Below are 21387 nucleotides of genomic sequence, written 5' to 3'. Positions count from 1 at the left end.
CAATCTCCTCTGGCTTCGGTCGTTTGTTTGCCATGTGTTTCCTCCGTTTTCCTAAACATAGCGGAGGACCACTTCAGTGGGGGAAGACCAGATAAGGGATACTTAGCATGACGTTTTTGCGAGTTTTATAAGTTTTATATGGTCTATTTGCTATTAATGGTCTTTTATCACCTATTTTGCGCGCAACACTCCACCCCGGGCAATATCATTATTACCCCCGATAAGTATCCCTTATCACTTGTGATTGATTTTGCGGGGAAATGGGCGCAGAATGGGTACATGAAGCCCCCTGCCCCATACCTCCCCGCCGCCGCCCCTGCCCTTTCGGACACGGATCAGGAGGCGCTGACAGATCTCTATGTGCGCGGCACGCCGGCCAATACGCTGCGCGCTTATGAGCGCGACCTGCTCTATGTCACTGCCTGGAAATCCGCACGCTTTGGCACGGCGCTGGACTGGCCGGAATCCGAAGCCACCGCCCTCGCCTTCATTCTTGATCACGCCCGCGATCTGAATGACGCACCAGAAACGGATGTAGCGCGCGAAACCGCAGAAGCGCTGATTGCTCAGGGGCTGCGCAAGTCCCTCATCTGCCCTGCCCCGTCGACGCTGGACCGGCGCATCGCCTCCTGGCTGGCGTTTCATCGGATGAAAAACCTGACCAGCCCGTTTGGCACGCCGCAAGTCAAACAGGCCCGATCCAAAGCCCGTCGCGCCGCGGCCCGGCCCCCTGCCCCGAAATCGCAACACCCGATCACCCGGGATGTGCTGGAACAGCTGCTCGCCACCTGCCGGGGGTCCCGCCGGGATTGCCGCGATCGCGCCATCCTGATGCTGGGCTGGGCCAGCGGCGGCCGCCGTCGGTCGGAGATCACCGGACTGAGGCGCGAGGATGTGTCGCTGAAGGAATTCAACAAAACAGGTGTGGTCTGGCTCTCACTGCTTGAGACCAAAACCACGAGCAAAGGTGAAACTCCACGGCTGGTGCTCAAGGGTCGCGCTGCTCAGGCGCTAGTGCATTGGATCGAGGTGGGCGGGATTAACGACGGCCCTTTGTTCCGCCCCGTTTCCAAAGCCGACCGGGTGCTGAAACGCCGCCTCAGCCCGGATGCGATTTATCAGATTGTCCAGCACCGGTTAACACTGGCGGGCTTGCCAGAGGGGTTTGCCTCGCCGCACGGGCTGCGCTCGGGCTTCCTGACCCAGGCCGCCCTAGATGGCGCCCCGATCCAGGCCGCCATGCGCCTGTCGCTGCACCGTTCCATGGCACAAGCGCAGAAGTACTATGACGACGTCGATATCGCAGAAAACCCGGCGACGGACCTGTTGGGGTGAGAGAAACTGATTCAATCGATACGCGACATCAGCACTTGTTGGTTCGCAGTGAAGTTTTTGCTTAAGACCCGCACTGGAATAGAATTCATTCCACAACAAATTTGGCGGGTACAGGGAACCCGTTGCCGGAGGTGGCCCGCCCTACCCTAGCAAGTCGGTTAGCCTGTCAGCACCTATCAAGAAAACCGACCGATTAAGCTTTTTGAACATCGTGAGGCAAATCTTCTGCAACTCGAGCACGACGTGATCGCATGAAAGTACCTGTGGCAGAACTTATTTCGATAAAGAGTGCAATCTGACCGAACTCAGCAACCGCAAAAATCGAAATCCGAGACCGATTTATACCGGCATCCTGCAACCTCAAAGCGCTTCCTAACTGCCCAATGGAAACATGAGTTAACAGCTGTTAACTTCAGAACATTTGTGCGGGCCTCGCAGTGACCCACAAGTTATTGATTTTTCTCTTGACATGAATCGGAATACGAGTGCCTAAATGTACTCAAGTTGCGCAACCATACAAAAATGAGCAGGAAAACTGCAACTATGCTACAGACCACACCCATTGCTGCGACGACGCAGTCTCACGTTACACGTGAAATTTCTGATCGTCTACAAGTTGCACTTACTACACACCTGACTCAGGCGTATTCGCCAGAGTTGTCAAAGACCCTCCGCCTCTTCAGTGCAACTGAGGTTGCCGACCTGTTTGGTACAACCGGACAGTACCTGCGAAAAGGCCATGCTGAGGGCTCACTTCCGGAGCCAGAAGTCAACAAGAATGGCCGGCGCTTTTACTCTGGGGCTGAAATCAAAGCGATGCGCCAGATCCTTGAAGGTAGCTCCAGAAAGCCGGGCAGATACCTACCCGGTCGTCGCGATAGCGACCGGCTTCAGGTTATTCAACTTATGAACTTCAAGGGTGGCAGTGCAAAATCCACTTCAGCTATTCACCTATGTCACTATCTTGCGCTTCAAGGTTATCGTGTTCTGGCTATCGACCTTGATCCACAAGGCAGCTTAACTGGATTTTGCGGAATACAGCCCGAGATCGAGTTTGAAGGAAATTCGATTTATGATGCCCTTCGATACGAAGACCCAATCCCAATGTCCGAGTGTATTCGGGACACCTACTTCCCCGGACTGGATCTTTCTCCTGCCCAGTTAATACTGTCGGAGTTTGAAACAGAAACCGCCGTCTACGCCCGCAAAGGCATCCCTTTCTTTAATCGACTCTCCAACGCTATCGAGTCAGTAGAAGAAAACTATGATGTGATCATTATCGATAGCCCGCCTTCGTTGGGGTTTCTAACGCTGGCGGGATTGTTCGCGGCGACCTCAGTAATCGTACCACTGACACCGAGCATGTTGGACGTAGCGTCCACGCAGCAATTTCTTGAGATGACTTCAGCTTATCTGGAAGAGTTTGAAAACTCCGGAATTCCGATAGTCCATGACAACTTCCGGTTCCTCATAACCCGAGACGATCCATCCGATACTCCGTCTCAGCAAATTGTCAGCCTGATGCGGGCGCTGTTTCAAGATCGGGTGATCGGAGCAACTGCGCTGCGAAGCACTGCTATTGCCGATGCTGCAATGCTGAAAATGACAATGTATGAAGTTGTTCGGTCAGAAATGACGCGGTCTACTTATGACCGTGCACGATCTAGTATGGACGCCGTGGGACACGAAGTTTCAAACATGATTCAAGCCGCGTGGGGCCGTTGAAATGGCACTTAAGCAAAATAAAACCAGCATGGCTGCAGCGATTGCAGCTGCAGCCGGAAACCCACCAATCCCACCTACAAAAACGGAACGCGCCAACGCGGCACTTCCTCGCGGCACCATAGCTTCGGTCCGTGTTGGTGCTGGTGGTATCCAAGACATCGATACCTCGCTTATTTTGCCCTGGGGCCCAAGAGATAGGCTTGGGATCGAGTTAACACCTGTTAACTCCGAGGCAGAACCAACAGTCGATCCAGCTGTTCTGGAACTGGCTGAAAGCATCCAAGACGCAGGAGGCCAACAGGTTCCTGTCCTCCTGCGTCCGTCTGAGGAAGCGGACGGCCACTTCGAGGTTATTTACGGCCGCCGCCGCATCCTAGCTTGTCAGTATCTAAATCAGCCTGTTCGCGCTTTGGTGCGCGCGTTGGATGACAAAGAGGCGCTTCAGGCAAAGGGTCTGGAGAACTCTTCTCGTGTTGACCTCAGTTACTACGAGAGAGCCCGGTTTGCGCGAGAGATTCTAAACCAAGGATATGATCGTTCTGAAGTGATCACGGCACTGGCCATCTCAAAAAACACGTTGTCGCAATTGGAGCGAATTACAAACGATATTCCCGATGATCTTGGCGATATGATCGGCCCAGCACCGAGATCCGGGCGGCCCAAGTGGACGGCACTCGCCGATGCGTTGCGAAAAAAGATGATAACAGCGGACAAGGCTAAGAAGCTCTTGGAGACGCTCAACGCAGGTAGTTCAGACGATCGGTTAAACGAGCTTTTAGGCGGCTTGGCTCGTAAGAAAGAAGCACAAGAAATCCGACCGGCACCCGACGTTGTCATTAAGATCAGCAATTCAACGGTGAATATGACGATCAAAAGAGCAGGGGAAAATGAAGCCTATTCACGTTGGCTTTCGGACAACCTTTCTCAAATAGTTCAGGAATCCTACGAGCGCTTCAAAGAAAACGCCGAGGAGTAAGCGAGTTAACAACTGTTAACTCTACATGAGGCAACGAGCAAAGAGGAGAAAAGCAAAAAAGAAACCCCCGAAACCTAAGGCTCCGAGGGCTAAAAACCAACTAGTGGTTATAGATTTGACACCTAAACCCTAACAGCCCGCGAATCACGAGACAACAAAAAACGCCTCTGGGTGAACAGGTTTTCTTTGTCTGCTGACATAAACTCATGAAAACAGTAACAGCATTGGCTCCAAACGGAGCAACCTTGTCGGGAACGGCAGGGCAGGGGGGTAATACGCCTAAAAAATGGATGCTACTTCGAGCCGTTGAGGAAGCCCGAGAACCGCTTGGGCTTAAATCCACGTCTCTCAATGTCCTGAGAGCTATGGTTTCCTTTATGGACGGAGATCAGATTTCTTCGGATCAGGATGACCGTCACATCTGCTTCGCTTCCAACGCGGCAATCGCCAAACGAACCCACGTTAGTGTTCAAACTGTTGAGCGCCATATCTCGGCGTTGGTTGAACTTGGGCTTATTCGTCGCGTCATGAGCGCAAACGGCAAACGTTGGGCGCGCCGGGACCGACAGGGCAGGGTGGTTACCGCAACTGGACTGTCCCTTTTGCCCTTGTCTGAAAAGTATGCCGAGTTAATCCAGAAAGCCCAGAGACATGCTGATCGCGCTCTCGAGTTCACTTTACTCCGCGACAAAGTATCGGCCGCTCTTGCTAGCCTCAGAAAACTCGTAGCAGACGACACGGCGATTTCAGATTTGATGGCCACCGTACGCAATGCTCTGCGTCGCAAACCAGATGCAAATGTACTAGGCAACCTTCTGGCGGAAATCTCTGTGGAAATCTCCCAGATAACACAAGCAGATACAGAAAATTTGACGGCCAATGACCATGAAATTGAGGGGCATAAAGAGGACTCTTTGAATCCGATAGTTAAGAAAGAAAAACATTCTCAGATTCAAGTTTCTCCAGATCAAATGGAGCGCAGCTTTCCACGCTTGTGCTCCGAACTTCGCCTCGCCCGAGATCAGACGCACTGTGACCGTCTTATGGACGATATCGCCGAATACCTACGACTTGGTCAGACTTGGTATGCTATGAAATCGACACATGGCCCAGCTCTCCGTTTCATGGTTTTGGGATATATTTTCCAACGAGCGGAGAACATAAAATCTCACCAGGCCTATTTGAATTCTCTGATGTCAAAGATCGATCGGGGAGACATGCAACCAACCGCATTGTTGGTGCAAAAATCAAAATAACCGCGGACGAGCAGGCCGGACTTATGAATACCCATCTCGCTTATGAGTTCAGAGCAACAGATGAAGTTCATCCCATCGATCTATTGTGAATAGAATGCGGATGTATTACATTGTACTACACAGCGGAAACAGGTGATTGCGATGAGAACCAACCCATATTCAATCCGTCTTGATGAAGACTTGAGAAAGTCTCTGGAACGAGAAGCTGCGATAGAAGATCGGCCGCCTGCGCAGCTCGCTGTACGAGCAATTAGAACGATGTTGGAATCCAAGGCCGCAAAGCGAGCAGCCATTGATGCAGCTGTTGAAAAAGCAGATCTAGGTAAGTTCATCACGGCAGACGAAATGAATGCCTGGATAGACAGCTGGGATACCGAGAATGAGCTCTCTGCTCCGGTCGCAAGCGGGCAATCCAATAGCCAATGAAAATTGTATTTCTCGAAGATACGGCCCGGGACATTCAATGGTTCCGCTACTACTACACGTCAGTTTTTCCTGAAGGCAGCGAAAGGGCACGAGCACAGCTCAAAGCCATTCAGCTTACTCTTGCAGCAAACCCGTATGCAGGTCACCCAAGTGACACACGCCAAGACGTACGGGAGCTTTCAGTACCGCGAACCCCATTTACGCTAATCTATCGTGTAATGCCCACTCAGATAGAAATTCTGCGTCTATGGGATACTCGGAAGGGCGCGGATTACTGAAACCGGGAGTTTAAAATTGGTGGCATCAGCCGCGCAGGGTAGGGGGTAAGAAATCGAACTTATTCTGCTATTCGACCTCTAGCTTCTGCACAGAGGGCGGACAGCTGACTTTCGCTGCATATGCGAGAGCAACTCTACCAATCTGTGAAAGCGGTCATTTACAGTCAGATATGCGATACACGCCCGATCCAGGTACGGATGAAGTCCTTTGTGGCGCGGGATCAGAGCGACCTGGCAAGGTCGCCAATATCCCAAAAAAGCCCGGCCATTGCGCGCAATGCATCACGCGAAACTGACTTTAACACGTGCTCGTTTGGCGCGTGCTGCGAACAGCCGCGATAGGAGTGCGGCACCCAAACCGTTGGGAGACCGAGCAAATCGGAAAAGACCTCGTTGGGCAAGGAACCGGCGAGATTTGGCAGGACATGGGGTGGCTTCCCACACGTTTTTTCAAGCGAACGCGCGACAAAAGACACCCACGGATGGTTGGGCGACGTTCGCGTTGCATCAAAGAAGCTGCGGTCATGAGGCTTGATCTGAACGATCTCAAAACCTCTCGCATCAAGGTGGCGTCGAAGGGCGGGCAGGATATCGGATTGGTTAGTGCCAACAACGAAGCGGAGCTGGCAGGCGGCTATGGCAAATCCCGAGATCGCGTTGACCGGTGCCTCGGGGACACCGCTTTTCATTGCGAGGACCGCAAAACTGTTCCAGCCGAAGACGCGTTCGGCCGGTGTCAGGCCTTCCTCTCCCCAATTCTCGTCAATCTTCGGACCACCATCCCCGCCAACCGGCAAGTTGCGCAGGGTGTCCCGGATGTCTTCAGTCAGGCTGGTCGGCCGCCATTCTGGTATTTGGATTTGGCCCCGCACATCGGTGATCGTCGAGAGGGCTTGTGCAAGGATCATCGCGGGGTCGGCAAGCAAACCGCCCCAGTTACCCGAATGGTGCGCGCCGTCTCTTAGATCAACGATGAGGTCGAACGAATTGCCGCCCCTTGCCCCCATGAACAACGTGGGCGTGTCGGACTGAAGGCGCGGCCCGTCCGATGCGATCAGGACGTCTGCGGCTAGGTTGTCCTTGTGCTTGGCGCAAAACTCCGACAACCCCGGTGATCCCATTTCTTCGCCCATTTCAATGAGAATGCGCATGTTGAAGCCGAGCGCTCCACGGGCCTCAATGACAGCGCTCAGCGCCGCCAAATTGATGAGATGCTGCCCCTTATTGTCGGCTGTTCCGCGTCCATAGAGGCGGTCGCACTCATCAACCAGTCGAAATGGGTGAAGCCCGTCGCGCCATTGATCCGTTTGCGCGCGGATCACGTCGCCATGCCCGTAGGACAGGATTGTCGGACGCGTGTCGTCCTCGATGCGCTCTGCAACCAAGATCGGTCCGGCATCGTGCACAGGGTTCGGGTAGATTTCACAGGAGAACCCGAGTCTGCTCAGGCGCGGAACGAGGGCTTCCTCAAGATAGCGCGGAAGCTCCGCGGCTTTTTCTTGTGTCTGGCTCTCCGTCTCATGGGCAACCAGTTCGCTAAGTTCTGTTGCAAATTGACCGGTGTCGAAAAACTGGGCGGCGTTGTCTATTGCAGAGGCGCGGGTCACGGTTGTTTTGCCTCAGACAGGTGGACGCACGTCGTCCGGGATCGGACATGTGTAAGGTGTTTGGCCCAGATGGTCTTGATGCGTCGCGCATGCAGCTTCGATGCGCGAGGGATCCTCAACCAGTCGACAAGCTGTCGCGGCCATTGCTTTTGCCGCGTAGACCATGCCTTTGTGAGCCGCGGGCGCCTTGCCTTGTGCCACTGTTTGCCACGTATGAAACGGCGTTCCTATAGCACAGGTGGCAACTCGTGCCTGAACGGTTGGGACTGCCCAACTCACGTCGCCAACATCTGTCGAGCCTTCGCCGCCATCGCTGTGGCGATCAAGAGGTGCGATGAAGTCGCAGAGTGCGAGATTTTTTTTGGGCTTAGCACCGATCCGCTTGAAGGTCGTATTGATGTCAGCGGCGGTTAATGTGGTCTGAATGTCGCGGGCAAAACTGAGATCTGCCTCGTCAAAGGCGACGGGTCCAAGTTTCTCTAGCTCGTGCTGCATGGTTTCTTCCAAAGGACGGTTGCCAAGCAGGTTTGAAACGCCGGAAAAGACCTGGCTGGTAACTTGCGTTCCTGTCATCAGCGCCGCGCCGTCCGCAATCTTTCGGACGCGCGTAACCAAATCGGCGAGGTCCGGTAGCGAGCTGGCGCGGACGAGTTGGCGCACTGTGGCCTTGGCCTGCACCACGTTCGGCGCAACACCACCTGCATCGAGATAGGCGTAGTGAACCCGGGCGCTGTCGGGCATGTGCTCGCGCAGGTAATTTACACCGATGTTCATCAGTTCAACCGCATCAAGCGCCGACCTACCCAATTCCGGTGCACCCGCCGCATGGGCAGCTTTTCCATGAAAAGTGAAATCGATCCGGGTGTTCGCGAGCGATCTGGCCTCATTCACGCCTGTGAAGGTCGCTGGATGCCACGAGATGGCTGCGTCGACATCATCGAACAGTCCTTCGCGCACCATGTATGTCTTGGCCGCGCCCCCTTCTTCAGCGGGGCAGCCATAGTATCGCACACGGCCCTTGATGCCGTTTTCGGCCAGCCAGTCTTTCACCGCCGTCGCGGCCAAGAGTGCGGCGGCCCCTAAAAGATTGTGACCACACCCATGCCCGTTGCCGCCCTCTTCAAGCGGCTGATGTTCAGCCACACCTGGCGCCTGGCTCAGATATGGCAGCGCATCGAACTCGCCGAGGATGGCAATCACCGGACCCTCGTCTCCTGCTTCGCCAATCACGGCCGTAGGAATGCCAGCTGCGTTCTCTGTTATCTTGAAGCCCTGAGCGCGTAACATCTGCACATGTTCGGCGACGGACTTGTACTCGGCATAAAGCGTCTCGGGCGTGTCAAAGACTCGATCTGACAAGGCGATAAAATCATCACGATGGCGGTCGACGTGGTCCCAGATCGGATCGGCGTTTTTCAAGGGGCTCTCCAGCTTCTCGTTCAAACGGTTTCGGCGTGTTCCAGCAGGCAAGCCGTTTCGCGCCCGCCGCGCCCCGCTTTCAGTTCAGGAACAGTGGTGCGGCACTCAGCGGTCGCCACCGGGCAACGCGGGTGGAAGGTACATCCAGATGGCGGATCGAGCGGCGACGGAATTTCCCCCTCAATCGGGGCAAACTCACGCCGGCGCTGATCAAGGCGCGGAGCCTCTGCAAGCAGCGCTTTCGTGTAGGGATGGCGTGGGTCCGAAAAAATTTCCTCAGTCGATGCGCTCTCGACAATGCGGCCCAGATACATGATCGCCACGCGGTCGGCGATGTGTTCGACGACGCTCAGGTCATGGCTGATGAACAGATAGGTCAGGCCCAGCTCTTCGCGCAGATCCATGAACAAGTTGATAACCTGCGCCTGGATCGACACGTCCAGCGCAGCGATGGCTTCGTCGCAGACAAGGAACTTCGGCTTCACGGCGAGCGCACGTGCAATTCCAATCCGTTGCCTCTGACCGCCGGAAAACTGATGCGCGTAACGCCGCTTGAGCGACGGGTCGAGGCCGACCTTGCGCATCACGTCGTCCACGTATTCCGCACTCTCTGCCTTGCGGACGATCCCATGCATACGCGGTGCTTCGCCGATGATATCTTCGACGCGCATTCGCGGATTTAGGCTGGCAAAGGGGTCCTGGAAGATCATCTGAATTGCGAGGGTCGCCGCGCGTTTGTCGGTGCCGTTCAACGTCGCAACATCTTTGCCTCCGTAGAACATCTGTCCGTCACTTGCAGGGTGAATGCCGGCAACAACACGTCCCAAAGTGGACTTGCCGCAGCCGGATTCGCCGACCAATCCCAGAACCTCACCCTTTTGAATCGACAGGTTCACGTTATCGACAGCATGGACCGTTTCTTCCCGGATGTTTGCGCCAAGTCGCTGTGCGATTTTCCCCGCGACGTCCAAACGTTTGGTGAAGCGCTTCGAAACGCCTCGGATTTCAACGAGCGGCTCACTCAAAGCGTCGTCTCCTTGGTGCGTTGCGGATTGAAACAGCGAAGGCTGCGGCCATCCACGTCCTTAATCGGGGGGCGCTTGGAACACGCTGCCGTTCGGGCCTGACAACGCGGTCCAAAGGCGCATCCTTCAGGCAGGGCGAGCATGTTTGGCGTCATCCCTTCGATCTGGAACAAACGCTGCCCGCGCCGGTTCGCCGTCGGAACCGATCCGAGAAGCCCGACCGTATAGGGATGCAACGGACGGTCGATAACATCGTCGATACTGCCTTGCTCAACGATCCGTCCTGCGTACATCACCGAAATCCGGTCCGCGAGCCCTGCCACAACGGCAAGGTCATGCGTGATCCAGATCATCGCGGTTCCCGTGCGTTTCGTCAGCTTCTGTGCCTCGTGGATGATCTGCGCCTGAATTGTCACGTCGAGCGCTGTCGTCGGCTCGTCGGCAATAATGAGGTCCGGCTGGTTCAAGAAGGCTGTCGCAATCGCCACGCGCTGCCGCATCCCACCGGAAAGCTGATGCGGATAGGCTTGCAATCGCTCTTCCGGCGATGGGATGCCAACCAAACCAAGCGCATCACGGCTTCTTTCCCAGGCGGTTTGGCGGCTTACGTTTTCATGGGCGAGAATGGCCTCGATCATCTGCGTATCGACGCGCAGGACCGGGTTGAGAGTCATCATCGGATCCTGAAAGATCATCGAGATTCGGTTGCCACGCAAGGTCTTGAGTCGCTCTTCCGGTGCGTTCGCGATCTCGTCACCATTAAAACGGATTGACCCATCGACGATGCGCCCGGGAGGATCGATCAGCCCAAGGATGGAAAACCCGGTGATCGACTTGCCCGACCCGGACTCACCCACCAGACCCATTACCTCGCCCTTGGAGACGGTGAAATCCACACCATCTACGGCCTTGACCACACCCGCGTGCGTGAAGAAGTGGGTCTTTAGCCCGCTGACTTCGAGTACTGCCGTCATTTCTTCAACCTCGGGTTCAAAACATCGCGCAAATGGTCGCCCACAAGGTTGATGGACACGACCGTCAGCAAGAGCGCGATGCCGGGGAAAACGGATATCCAGTAGCGCCCGGACAGCATGTACTCGAAGCCATTTGCGATCAGCACCCCAATCGACGGTTCAGTCTGTGGAAGGCCTACGCCAAGAAACGAAAGCGTCGCTTCCAATGAGATTGCGCTGGCGGTTTGCACCGTGCCAACGACGATCAGAGGCGCCATGCAATTCGGAAGGATATGGCGAAAGACGATCCGGGGTCGCGATATTCCAAGGCATTGCGCGGCTTCGACATATTCCTTGCCACGCTCGACAAGCGCGGTCGCGCGAACCGTGCGGGCGTAATAAGCCCATTGCGCGATCACGAGGGCGAGGATGATCTTGTCGACACCCTTACCAAGTGCCGCAACCATCATCAGCGCAACAAGCGATGCCGGGAACGACAGTTGAAGATCCACGATGCGCATGATGAACGCTTCGGTCCGGCCTCCGGCGTAGGCCGCGACCAGACCGATCGCCATACCGATCAGAAGGGCAATCACCCCAGATGCAAGCCCAACGGTCAGAGAAATACGCAAGCCATAGAGAATTGCCGAGTAGAGATCGCGTCCAGACCCGTCCGAACCGAGCCACATCGTGTATCCGTCGAATGCTTCGGAACCTGGAGGCAAGCGCCCATCCATGACGCTGACCTGGCCAAGATCGTAGGGGTTCTGCGGCGTGATCCAGGGTGCCAGGATGGCCAGCAGAACGATGATCAGGAATATGCCGAGCGCCGCTGTTGCGATCCTGCTTTCGAAGAACTCGGCCCGAAATCGCTGGAACGGCGTCTCGACTTTAGGGGACTTGGCGGGGGTCAGAGAATGATCTGTGACGGTGTCGGTCATGCGCCCTGATCCTGCAAACGAACCCTCGGATCGAGGATCGAGTAGAGTATGTCGACGATCAGATTGATCAGCACGAAGAACAGTACGATGATCATCAGATAGGCGACGACGACAGGCCGATCCAATTGCAGTATTGCGTCGATCAGCAGTTTGCCCATTCCCGGCCACGCGAAGATTGATTCAGTCACCACCGAGAACCCGATCAAACTACCGAATTCGAGGCCCATGACGGTCACTACCGGGATCATGATGTTTTTCATTACATGCACCAGAATGATGCGTCGGGTCGAAAGCCCTTTGGCCCGGGCATACTTCACGTAATCCTGTCCCATCGCTTCCCGGACACCCGCTCGGGTAAGGCGGATTGCCAGTGAAATCTTAAGAAGCGCTAGGTTGAGAGCAGGCAGGAAGATGTGGCTCAACCCATCGAGCGTAAAAAGGCTGCTGTGAATCCCAAGAAACGAGCCGATATCGCCGCGCCCTGTCGCTGGGAGCCATCTAAGTTCTACGGCAAACAGCATGATGAGCATAAGCCCGACCCAGAAGGTCGGCAGCGAAAACCCAAGGATTGAGCCAGCCATAATGCCCTTGGACAGCGGGCTGTCGGGATAGAGCCCGGCATAAAGACCCAATGGAATACCGATCACGATAGCAAGAAAGAGTGCACTGAAGGCCAGTTCCATCGTGGCAGGCATATGGTGCAGGATCAGTTTGAGCGCGGGCTCACCGAAGACGAAACTGTCGCCGAGGTCACCCTGTGCAGCACCTTTGAGGAACAACCAGTACTGTTCCCAAATAGGCCGATCCAATCCAAGCCGTCGAATTGCAGCTTCGATGTCAGCCTGATCCGCGTCGGGGCTGACCAGCATGTAGACCGGGTCACCAACGATATTGACGCCGAAAAAGACAATCACCGACATCAGGAAGACAACAAGCATTGCTTGCTGCAATCGGCGAATGACAAAAACGGTCATGAGGACATTCCCTGGGCAAAGGCTCCGGGCCGCTGCGAAGGCGGCCCGGATGCATTGCGATTACTCTTTCACGACGCCTGTCGCGAGAGTGTATTCGTCGGTCCGAGGGATGTAGCTCAGACCTTTTTTGGCCGCCCAGGTGTTGACCTGGAAGTGCGTCGGAATGATCGCCACGTTCTCGATCGCGCGCTCTGTCGCCGCGGCGAGCAGTTCCTGCCGCTTTGCGTCATCGACTGTTCGCAGGGCTTCTTCGATCAGTGCGTCGGTTTCAGCATCCGAGTGCCGGCCACGGTTCGATGATCCAAAGCCCGCATCCTTGTCATGGGTGTGGATCAGCGATTTGAGAGGCGAGGACGCTTCGCCGGACCCCGCGCCCCATCCGACGAGGATAAAGCTGAACTCCGGCAGACCCTCTGGGCTGCCTTTGGACGCGCGTCCAAAGTATACCGAACGCGGCATTGTTTCGACGGCTGTCTTGATGCCAACACGGGTCAACATTTGCGCAATTGCCTCGGCAATTTTGGCGTCGTTGATGTAACGGTCATTCGGCCCATGGATTGTCATTTCAAATCCATCGGGATAACCGGCTTCAGCCAGAAGCGCTTTAGCACCGTCCGGGTCATAAGCCACGACGTCCAGATTGTCGGACACGCCAAAGAACCCCTCGGGCAGAAGCTGGCCGGCGGGCAGGGCAACCCCCTCCATGACACGCTCAACGATTGCATCGCGGTTGATCGCCATGCTGATCGCCTTGCGGACGCGGACGTCCATGAGGGGGTTCTTGATATCGCCGCCACCGTTGGCCTTCACAAAGGGTGAATCCTCGCGGAATTGGTCCATGTGAAGATAGATCACTCGGTTGGACACGCCCTGGCTCAGCTGGATACCATCATTGCCCTGAAGTGTTGTGATATCGGTCGTTGGTACGCCCGATATCATGTCGACGTCACCGGCAAGAAGCGATGCAACACGGCTCGGACCGGACGTGATTGGGCGGAATTCCACCTCGGACCAGATCGGCGCGTCACCCCAGTAGTCGTCGTTCCGCACCAGTACGATGCTTTCACCCGGTGTGTAACTTTGGAACTTGAACGGCCCTGTGCCGATGGCGGCCGTACCCGCGTTGAAGTCTTCCGTCGTTGCTTCGCAGCCCACTTCTGAGATCACAGGGATCGTGGAAATGTCATTGCCCATCAACGGATAAGGTGCGGCCGTTTTGAAGTGCACCGTGTAGTCATCGATCTTGATGACTTCCTTACCCTTTAGATAGGTGCCGTATCCCGATGGAGAGTTCGGTACGTCCGGCGCGCGCGCCATGGTGCAGACTACATCGTCCGCCGTAAAGTCACTTCCGTCGTGAAACTTTACGCCCTCACGCAGCTTGAACTCCCAAGTCAATTCATCAATCGGCTCCCATGACACGGCAAGACCCGGCGATAGGCGCTGCTTCTCATCCTGCGCGATCAGCCGGTCAAAGATGTGCACGGACATCGCGTTGTTCGGACCCAGGTTGTGAAAATGCGGATCGAGTGACGTCGGCTCCGAAGCGAGGCCGATCGTTAGTTTTTCGGCCGAAACAGCACCGGCGCCGAAAGCCAAAATGCTGACAGCGACGGCTGTCGCAGATGTGAGTTTCCTCATCAAAAAGACTCCCTGTTTGTTTGGCGCTTGTGAATGGGCGAATCTTTGGCCGATCCCGCGCCCTATAAAAAAAACTAGCTACCGCAAAAATCATTGCCAATACTTATTGCTATGCGACTTTGCATAGACCAATCCAAGAGTTTGGATGTTCAGCCGCTCGTACCGGGGGAGTAATGTAGCATGACGGAACACAGACACAGACTGCGCGAGTACGAGTCGCTAAGAGCCGTGATCACGACTGGGACAACCATCGGCGCCGCGCGGCGTCTCGGGATTTCGCAGTCTGCCGTGAGCCGGTCCTTATCACAACTCGAGGCCCGTGTTGGGCGATCGCTCTTTCTCCGGCGATCGGGACGTATCGACCCAACAGACGAAGCCTTGCGTCTCAACGAAAAACTGGACCCAATTTTCGAGACGCTGGCGGACATTGAGGGCGCAGAATGGGCTACTCCGGATAACGAGCCGTTACGCCTGATCGTGCCGCCGACTCTGGCACATCACTTTGTCATCTCCAGGGTGGCCAGTTTTCTCAAGAAGAATGAAGGAAAGCAGCTTCAATTGGATATTCAGGCCACGGACGTGCTGGTCGCTGGCATTCTCGACCTCCGCTATGATCTTGGTTTGACGAGTGCGATGATCCAACGAACGGGTGTTCATCTCATGCCTTGGCGCCGCAGTCAGGTGGTCTGCGCTATGCCGAGCAACCATCCGCTATCGGAAAAACGAGTGGTGACGCCGCACGACCTTGAAGGCGTCGCGCTGATCGAGTTTCTGCGAAGGCTGGGGACGCGAGCGATCACCGAAAAGATCTTTGCGCGCGCTGGAATTCGGCCGAAACAAGTCGCAGAAACGGCAACGAACATGGCCGCACTGGAGCTCGTCCGCGAGGGTTTGGGCGTGACGCTGATCAATCCCTTCCCGTTGTTGTCGTCAGGGATGGAAGGTGTCGTCGTCAGGCCATTTGACGCCGCCATTTTTTATGACACGAGCTTTGTACTTCCATCAGGCAGGCCACCTTCTCAGCTTGCCCGCCAGTTCATGCAATTTGTCAAGTTGACGACGCCGCAGGACAAATACTCAGAGCCCGTCTAGCGCAGCATCTTAGCCGACCACGAGGTGTCGACGTCCATCGGAAAGTTCGGTCGTGGCAAATTCGCAAACGGCCAGCGGTCGTGAACTGGCGACGTAAGCCCGCCCGTGTCGACCTCAGATACCTGGTTTGGCCCAAACCAGTTGGAAAACCCGGCCCGAAAGTGGCCTCGGGATTTCACAACAACAGTCCGGGCAGACGCAATATCCAGCCCGAACATATGAAAGAAAACGGGGTCGGCAGTCTGTGTGCGATCGGTGATCACCACCACGGTGATACCACCAATACGAAGCGCAGCGGATGGCCCCAGGGCCAATCTCCGACCAGCCGTCATGCCCAGTTCACCTACCACATCTCCACTATGGAGACCCAAGACCTCTGCATCCGCCTCAAAAGGCACATCCCATTGCGCCCAGAAAGCGCTGGAATCGGAAGACCGGTTGAATCGTGCCCTGAATTTGCCGCCGACACCGATGCCATGGGCTTCGTTCGCAAGTTCCGGATCACAAAAGGAACCGAATAGGCATTCTTCGACTTTTGCCGCATGAAGAGCGGCTATCAGTTCCGTCGTCCTGCCACTGCCGCCGCCACCAGGATTGTCACCGGCATCGGAGAAAATCACAGGCGTGCGCGCTTGGTCAGTGGAAATTGAGATCGCTTCCGTCACGGATGTCAGTTTCCGAACGAAATCCTTCCTCAATGACCAGGCCATGTCTGCCAATTCTTCCGCCAGTGCATTGGCCGCCTTCTGGTCTTCACGCGCGGTGACAACGATGCTCAAACCGTTGTCAGGCGTGTCAGAGAAAAGGAAATTGCCGAAGATCGATACGTTTAGAATCTCACCTCGGCTTTCGGCTTGTCGTCGCTGACCGCGGTCGATCAGCGTGCCATATGGGTGCTCGGCACTTAGAAGGGTTACGGATGCCGGAACAAGAGGCAGTTTGACATGCGCGATTTGGGGCCGGACGCCCGACGCCAAAACTCGGCGCAGCGAAAAGGCGGCTTCCTCGCCACGTTCTATCTGATCGACGTGAGGATTGGTCCGATAGCCGACGATCAGGTCGCAGGCATCGACCATCCGCTGTGAGATATTTGCATGCAGATCGAGTGTCGCAACGACAGGTACGTCCGGTCCGACAACTCTCCGAATGCGTGACATCAACAAGCCGTCGGGGTCGTGGTCATGTTCGGCCACCATCGCGCCGTGATTGCAGATGTAGACTGCGTCAACAGGGCCAGCTGAGCGAAGCATGTCTTCCGAAGTCACTATGATCTCTTCGATCACGGTTTTTCGTACTGGACCTGCGGGATGGCTGGCTGCCAAGATACAGGGTACCGGCGTCCAGTCGCCCGTAGCATCCATCGCCCGGACAAAGGCTGCAAATTCTATTGCCAGCTTTGGTGTCGCGGATCTGGCTTCAGACATCAAAGCATCGCCTGAAAGCCATGTCAGAGACTTAAAGTCTGACAAATCAGCCGGGGGTGCAAAGCGATTTGACTCGAGAATTGCGCCAAGGAGGGCGATCTTTGGAGCCGTCATGCGAGAGGCCTTTGGAAATGCAACACAGTGCGAGGAAACATGAGTAAGTGATTTCAATCAAGATATCATGCGTCTTCTCTTTTCCAGGAAGACCCCTGCCGCCTTGCGTCTTTCCTATGACGCGACGCGCCAACGATCAGCGCCACCCGTTATGCTGACAGAAGTTTCCGGAGAATTCGTAAAGATTGTTTGGGCCGATGACCCAGACGTTCACCTCATGCGCGGCGCACCAGATCGCCCACCCGCCCGGTTCAATCGCCGCGGGCAGGACGCTTTGTATCTGAGCCCTGATGTCGAAAGCGCAAGAGTCGCTATTGGACAGGACGTCAGGAAAGATGATCGCCCGCGGGTTGTGCTGACTTTCGAGGTGGAACGATGTGCGTTGTTCGATCTGCGCAGACCCGAAGCCGCAGATATCTATGCACTCGCCAGTCAACCCTGGCGCAAACTCCTGGCTGCGGGCGGAGAACCGTCTTCATGGCTCGCTGCTGATCGGCTCAGAACAGATGGGCATATCGGGTTGATTGACCCTTCGCGAAGGCGTCCGGGTCTTTGGCACATAACTTTATTTCGATGGAGCGAGCCAGGCGCACCTGGCGTGTTTCGGCGTAGTGAAGTGAAGCCGGTTTCCGTCCTGCCGGATTATCGGTGACGTTTAAGGTGCGACCAACTATCATTTCGCAATTATGGTCATCGCGAAAATTGGCTGTGTGGAGGACATTGTCATGAGTTCTCTTCTGGCACGCCAATGACATTTTTTTGCATGTTGTTTGAGCGCTCGTGACAGTCTGCTTTCAGTGCCAAAATGTAGCTTCGCTTTGGGTAACGAAAGGCGGCTTTGGGCCGCCCGTTTCAAAAAGAATTTGTGTTCAAGATGCTGGCGGGCACATGACTTCGATCAAGGAAGGGCCGTCACGTGATAGCCCCGCGGAAAGGGCTTTTGCAAAGCTATCGGTGTCTTCAATTCGTATTCCGGGAACCCCATGCCCTTTAGCGAGCGCAACCCAATCAAGCGTTGGGTTTTCCACATCAAACATTGCCTCCGCATTCTTGCCAAAACTCTCAACACCGACATTTGCCAGCTCATCTCGAAGGATTTGATAGCCGCGGTTTGCAAAAACAATCACCGTAACGTCCAGGCTTTCGCGTGCCATCGTCCACAAAGATTGCAACGTATACATGGCTGATCCATCGCCTGTTAGAGCAATTACTTTTCTATCTGGACATGCAATTGCTGCGCCGGTTGCGCACGGTAGGCAAAGCCCTATCGCACCACCGGTTCCCCCAAGCAAGTCATGTGGTCGCGCGGTTGCAGTCGGAGGAATGACGTGAAACCCGGACGTCACGGATTCATTGCAAACGATAGCATTCTCGGGAATGAGGGCCGCTAACGCTTGGCCGACTTTCGCTAGGGTGAGATCTCCGGTTGGGATTGGAGGCAGGTCGAGAGCGTATGTGTTCAGCTGTGTCTTGCTCGAAACACCAACCGCATCTGCCAGTGTTTGAAGAGTCCAGGCAATATCATCCGTCGGAGCACACAGGCTTGAAACCGTGCAACCGGCGGGCTCGGGTGTGCTCGGTTTGCCCGGGTATGCAAAGAAGGCAACGGGTTGGTCGGCGCCGATCAAAGTGATTGACGATGTCTGTTCAAGCTGAGCGATCTTGGGTGCAATTGGATACACAAGTTGATCCAATTTGGCAGCCCCGGCCCCCTTCGAAATTCGAGGGATTAGAGTATCCGCCAACAGGCGGCATCCGGTTTTGACGGAAATTTTTCCAGCCAGTACACGAAGTGGACCAAAAAGCGCGGAACCACCTATCATCAAAGCCGCGTTTGCAGTCTTCAGACGCATGGCTGCGGCCTCGATGCCTTCCAAGGACGGGCGATGAAGTGGTTGGGCCAGAATGCTATTCGTCGCAGGGCCAGTCGCTGCATCCCAAGCAGTATCGGCGGGAAGAACAAGAGTGGCGATCTGGCCGTTTTGAGATCGGGCGGCCTGGATGGCTGCGGCCCCGTCCGATGCGACGCTTGTGGCCTGATCAGAAACTCGTGTCCAATGGCTTATGGCCTGACTTACGCCAATAATGTCGCCTCTGAGTGGGCTTTCATAGCGCAGGTGATGTGTTGCGTGATCTCCCACCACATTCACGATCCCGGACCCTGATTTTCGGGCGTTGTGTAGATTGGCAAATGCGTTGCCTAGCCCCGGTGCAAGATGCAGCAGAGTGCCGGCGACGTCCCGTTTCATGCGGTAATAGCCATCAGCGGCGCCCGTCGTTCCACCTTCGAACAGGCACAGAACACAGTTCATCTCGGGATGTCTATCAAGAGCCGCAACAAAGTGCATTTCAGACGTGCCTGGATTGGCGAAAACCGTATCCACACCATTGTGAAGAAAGGTTTTGACTAACGATTCTGCGCCATTCATTCGATCACCGCCAACTCTGATTTCAACGAACTTTATGGGAGAGACAATCTAAAAGTAACTGAAAAAGCTTTCGATGATGTGCAGGCCGTCAATCGTCATCGATGCCCTCGCCCGTAAGACATGCCATGTTGAACAACGCGAAATCGCGGTGGTTTTCGGCCAGTTCAAGTCGAACTCGGGTCGCCCAGACATGCTTGGGTTTTGGCGGCCGCTTCTGACCGACGATACGTCCTTTGTTCCAGGTTGGGCGAAGCGCGCGAACGGCAGGTATGTTTGGGTTTCCATGACTGATCCTCCGATCCGCCATGCCCTCCCACAACGACAACCCGACATTGACGAGAAACAATATTACAGGATGCTGCGTCGCCTCAGAGGCCTGCTGGGAGCTCGACGTAGCCATCCATCGTTGCTTGAGCAGGACAATAAATTGCGCATTTGACAACAAGTATTTGCGGCCCACATGCTGAAACGTGAAAATCGAGGTGTAACGACCAAAGGTAATTTCATGTTTAGATCATCAACCCGAAGTGAAGCAGAAAGTTTGTTAAGCGGACTTGCTCTTGGATTTTCTGCGGACCCGTTCATGCGTTGGCTGTATCCTGAACCTGCCGATTTCCTTACCCACTTCCCGCGAGTAATGGATTTCTTTGGCGGGCGTGCATTTGAACAGGGTAGCGCGTTTCGGAACGATGATTTCACTGCTGGCGCACTTTGGCTTCCGCCAAGCATTCACCCTGACGAAGAACGGCTTGTCGCCTGTTTTGAGCAGACGGTCTCACCAGAAAAGCATGATGCGTTGTTCGAAACCTTCGGGCAGATGGACAATTATCATCCCGATGAGGATTGCTGGCATTTAGCATTTATTGCGGTCGATCCAATTCGCCAAGGAAAAGGATTGGGGTCCGCGTTGCTTGAATGCTGCCTCAAACGTTGTGATGAAGATGGAAGACCTGCTTACGTAGAGTCGACAAACCCTACAAATCTATCGCTGTATAAGCGCTATGGTTTCCAAGAGATGGGTCTAATCAAAGCCGACCAAGCCCCACCCCTGTTTCCGATGTTTCGAGCCGCCCAATAGCGGTAGATCAAACGGCTGCATTGTCTGCAATCTGTGAGTTCGGCAGTTTCAGGATATTTATGTCCGTAGCGAATGGCCGGTCTGGTGAAGCCGCACTGCGGCACCAGTGACTGCGATGAATGTCTCTTATGGGCCGTGAGACACAGTGGGGCAGGCAGCAGCACTGCCTGCCTGAGAAGCATATTTGTTCTGTCATGCCGACGCCGTCTTGGGCCATTCTGCCTTCAACAGCCGTGCAAAGATCATCACATGCGTGACCAAAAGTACCGGGACAAAGAATGTTGGAATGAACCAAGTGGGGCCAAAGTAGTTAATTGCCTCGGCTTGGCGCAAGGCGTTCACCAGATCTACAGTACCAAGGATGTTGAAACCCCAAACCAACGGAAGGGCGGCCACTGATCCCCATCGCAAAGCGATAAGCGCGGCGATTGCCAGAAACGCCGAGAGTAAATCGCCATAGCTGGCGCTGGTTGCGAACGCCTCGGGTAACCCTCCGTTGTTGAGATTTGGTACCAAGAAGCTCATTCCGATGTGTCGGAAAGCATGCGGCAACAGCAGGATTGAGAGCGCTGCCGCCGCCGACAGCCGTGCAAGCCAGGGTGCAACGTACCACGCCGCGATCAGAGCGAAGACAAAGAGACTCATCGCGAACTGAAGAAGGAATATCACTGTGGGCGTCATCTGATCGGTCCTT

General features: G+C 55.2%; 19 protein-coding genes and 1 pseudogene. 9 read left to right on the top strand and 11 right to left on the bottom strand.

Translation table 11 applies throughout. The features are described 5' to 3' along the window. The first annotated feature begins 279 nt into the window (after nt 1-279). From ACR0IV_RS21225 to ACR0IV_RS21200, 6 genes are all read left to right on the top strand, one after another. Nucleotides 280-1335 (top strand): tyrosine-type recombinase/integrase, encoded by a 1056-nt coding sequence (locus tag ACR0IV_RS21225; protein ID WP_480661033.1) that lies wholly within the window; start codon nt 280-282, stop codon nt 1333-1335. 543 nt (nt 1336-1878) lie between these two features. Next, nucleotides 1879-3060, top strand: a complete 1182-nt coding sequence (gene repA / locus ACR0IV_RS21220) for a plasmid partitioning protein RepA (RefSeq protein ID WP_480692866.1) — start codon at nt 1879-1881, stop codon at nt 3058-3060. Between the two features lies 1 nt (nt 3061). Next, complete coding sequence (gene repB / locus ACR0IV_RS21215; protein ID WP_480661029.1) at nt 3062-4036, top strand: plasmid partitioning protein RepB; 975 nt, start codon at nt 3062-3064, stop codon at nt 4034-4036. Between the two features lie 206 nt (nt 4037-4242). Further along, entirely contained in the window at nt 4243-5292 is a 1050-nt protein-coding gene (locus ACR0IV_RS21210) for a helix-turn-helix domain-containing protein (RefSeq protein WP_480661027.1), read from the top strand. A 141-nt stretch (nt 5293-5433) separates the two neighbouring features. Beyond that, nucleotides 5434-5718, top strand: a complete 285-nt coding sequence (locus tag ACR0IV_RS21205; protein WP_480661025.1) for a CopG family ribbon-helix-helix protein — start codon at nt 5434-5436, stop codon at nt 5716-5718. Beyond that, a complete protein-coding gene (locus tag ACR0IV_RS21200) occupies nt 5715-5996 on the top strand; it encodes a type II toxin-antitoxin system RelE/ParE family toxin (RefSeq protein ID WP_480661023.1) in 282 nt (93 codons plus the stop codon). Before ACR0IV_RS21205 ends, ACR0IV_RS21200 begins: the two co-directional genes overlap by 4 nt. A 221-nt stretch (nt 5997-6217) precedes the next feature. Here ACR0IV_RS21200 and ACR0IV_RS21195 read toward each other — a convergent pair whose 3' ends face one another. The 7 genes from ACR0IV_RS21195 to ACR0IV_RS21165 are packed head-to-tail and all read right to left on the bottom strand — an operon-like array spanning nt 6218 to nt 14556. Continuing rightward, a complete protein-coding gene (locus ACR0IV_RS21195; RefSeq protein WP_480472952.1) occupies nt 6218-7603 on the bottom strand; it encodes a M20 family metallopeptidase in 1386 nt (461 codons plus the stop codon). 12 nt (nt 7604-7615) lie between these two features. Beyond that, nucleotides 7616-9022, bottom strand: coding sequence for an amidohydrolase (locus ACR0IV_RS21190; RefSeq protein WP_480472950.1), 1407 nt, complete (start codon nt 9020-9022; stop codon nt 7616-7618). Between the two features lie 20 nt (nt 9023-9042). Then, nucleotides 9043-10047, bottom strand: a complete 1005-nt coding sequence (locus tag ACR0IV_RS21185; RefSeq protein ID WP_480473306.1) for an ABC transporter ATP-binding protein — start codon at nt 10045-10047, stop codon at nt 9043-9045. Then, on the bottom strand, nt 10044-11021 hold the full coding sequence (locus ACR0IV_RS21180) for an ABC transporter ATP-binding protein (protein ID WP_480472948.1): 978 nt from the start codon (nt 11019-11021) through the stop codon (nt 10044-10046). Before ACR0IV_RS21180 ends, ACR0IV_RS21185 begins: the two co-directional genes overlap by 4 nt. Then, nucleotides 11018-11941, bottom strand: coding sequence for an ABC transporter permease (locus ACR0IV_RS21175; protein WP_480472946.1), 924 nt, complete (start codon nt 11939-11941; stop codon nt 11018-11020). Before ACR0IV_RS21175 ends, ACR0IV_RS21180 begins: the two co-directional genes overlap by 4 nt. After that, a complete protein-coding gene (locus tag ACR0IV_RS21170) occupies nt 11938-12915 on the bottom strand; it encodes an ABC transporter permease (RefSeq protein ID WP_480473304.1) in 978 nt (325 codons plus the stop codon). The genes ACR0IV_RS21175 and ACR0IV_RS21170 overlap by 4 nt, the downstream gene beginning before the upstream one ends. A gap of 60 nt (nt 12916-12975) precedes the next feature. Next, the gene (locus ACR0IV_RS21165) at nt 12976-14556 is read right to left on the bottom strand and encodes an ABC transporter substrate-binding protein (RefSeq protein ID WP_480472940.1); all 1581 of its coding nucleotides are present in this window, start codon (nt 14554-14556) and stop codon (nt 12976-12978) included. Between the two features lie 180 nt (nt 14557-14736). Between ACR0IV_RS21165 and ACR0IV_RS21160 the strand changes: the two genes are divergently transcribed. Continuing rightward, entirely contained in the window at nt 14737-15648 is a 912-nt protein-coding gene (locus ACR0IV_RS21160) for a LysR family transcriptional regulator (RefSeq protein WP_480661019.1), read from the top strand. Here ACR0IV_RS21160 and ACR0IV_RS21155 read toward each other — a convergent pair. Then, nucleotides 15645-17186: a M81 family metallopeptidase gene (locus ACR0IV_RS21155; RefSeq protein WP_480661017.1), complete on the bottom strand. Its 1542-nt coding sequence runs from the start codon at nt 17184-17186 to the stop codon at nt 15645-15647. The genes ACR0IV_RS21160 and ACR0IV_RS21155 overlap by 4 nt on opposite strands. A gap of 67 nt (nt 17187-17253) precedes the next feature. Here ACR0IV_RS21155 and ACR0IV_RS21150 point away from each other — a divergent pair, with 67 nt between their 5' ends. Beyond that, on the top strand, nt 17254-17838 hold the full coding sequence (locus ACR0IV_RS21150) for an RES family NAD+ phosphorylase (protein ID WP_480734438.1): 585 nt from the start codon (nt 17254-17256) through the stop codon (nt 17836-17838). 217 nt (nt 17839-18055) lie between these two features. Here the strand turns inward: ACR0IV_RS21150 and ACR0IV_RS21145 are convergent, their stop codons facing one another. Further along, on the bottom strand, nt 18056-19615 hold the full coding sequence (locus ACR0IV_RS21145; protein WP_480473298.1) for an acetolactate synthase large subunit: 1560 nt from the start codon (nt 19613-19615) through the stop codon (nt 18056-18058). 121 nt (nt 19616-19736) lie between these two features. After that, nucleotides 19737-19922, bottom strand: a pseudogene (locus tag ACR0IV_RS21140) (hypothetical protein); the annotation flags it as partial. A gap of 153 nt (nt 19923-20075) precedes the next feature. Here ACR0IV_RS21140 and ACR0IV_RS21135 point away from each other — a divergent pair. Next, nucleotides 20076-20693 carry a GNAT family N-acetyltransferase gene (locus tag ACR0IV_RS21135; protein ID WP_480661013.1) on the top strand — a complete coding sequence of 206 codons (618 nt, stop codon included), beginning with the start codon at nt 20076-20078 and terminating at the stop codon, nt 20691-20693. 192 nt (nt 20694-20885) lie between these two features. Here the strand turns inward: ACR0IV_RS21135 and ACR0IV_RS21130 are convergent, their stop codons facing one another. Next, nucleotides 20886-21374, bottom strand: coding sequence for a hypothetical protein (locus tag ACR0IV_RS21130; protein WP_480661011.1), 489 nt, complete (start codon nt 21372-21374; stop codon nt 20886-20888). Nucleotides 21375-21387: the final 13 nt, after the last annotated feature.

The organism is Ruegeria sp. C2 (assembly GCF_056537765.1).
This window is presented reverse-complemented; position numbering and strand designations above follow the sequence as displayed.

Coding starts and splice junctions, on each gene's coding strand:
- ACR0IV_RS21225 (WP_480661033.1), top strand. CDS start 280: ATGAAGCCCCCTGCCCCATACCTCCCCGCCGCCGCCCCTGCCCTTTCG.
- repA (WP_480692866.1), top strand. CDS start 1,879: ATGCTACAGACCACACCCATTGCTGCGACGACGCAGTCTCACGTTACA.
- repB (WP_480661029.1), top strand. CDS start 3,062: ATGGCACTTAAGCAAAATAAAACCAGCATGGCTGCAGCGATTGCAGCT.
- ACR0IV_RS21210 (WP_480661027.1), top strand. CDS start 4,243: ATGAAAACAGTAACAGCATTGGCTCCAAACGGAGCAACCTTGTCGGGA.
- ACR0IV_RS21205 (WP_480661025.1), top strand. CDS start 5,434: ATGAGAACCAACCCATATTCAATCCGTCTTGATGAAGACTTGAGAAAG.
- ACR0IV_RS21200 (WP_480661023.1), top strand. CDS start 5,715: ATGAAAATTGTATTTCTCGAAGATACGGCCCGGGACATTCAATGGTTC.
- ACR0IV_RS21180 (WP_480472948.1), bottom strand. CDS start 11,021: ATGACGGCAGTACTCGAAGTCAGCGGGCTAAAGACCCACTTCTTCACG.
- ACR0IV_RS21175 (WP_480472946.1), bottom strand. CDS start 11,941: ATGACCGACACCGTCACAGATCATTCTCTGACCCCCGCCAAGTCCCCT.
- ACR0IV_RS21170 (WP_480473304.1), bottom strand. CDS start 12,915: ATGACCGTTTTTGTCATTCGCCGATTGCAGCAAGCAATGCTTGTTGTC.
- ACR0IV_RS21165 (WP_480472940.1), bottom strand. CDS start 14,556: ATGAGGAAACTCACATCTGCGACAGCCGTCGCTGTCAGCATTTTGGCT.
- ACR0IV_RS21160 (WP_480661019.1), top strand. CDS start 14,737: ATGACGGAACACAGACACAGACTGCGCGAGTACGAGTCGCTAAGAGCC.
- ACR0IV_RS21155 (WP_480661017.1), bottom strand. CDS start 17,186: ATGACGGCTCCAAAGATCGCCCTCCTTGGCGCAATTCTCGAGTCAAAT.
- ACR0IV_RS21150 (WP_480734438.1), top strand. CDS start 17,254: ATGCGTCTTCTCTTTTCCAGGAAGACCCCTGCCGCCTTGCGTCTTTCC.
- ACR0IV_RS21145 (WP_480473298.1), bottom strand. CDS start 19,615: ATGAATGGCGCAGAATCGTTAGTCAAAACCTTTCTTCACAATGGTGTG.
- ACR0IV_RS21135 (WP_480661013.1), top strand. CDS start 20,076: ATGCTGAAACGTGAAAATCGAGGTGTAACGACCAAAGGTAATTTCATG.
- ACR0IV_RS21130 (WP_480661011.1), bottom strand. CDS start 21,374: ATGACGCCCACAGTGATATTCCTTCTTCAGTTCGCGATGAGTCTCTTT.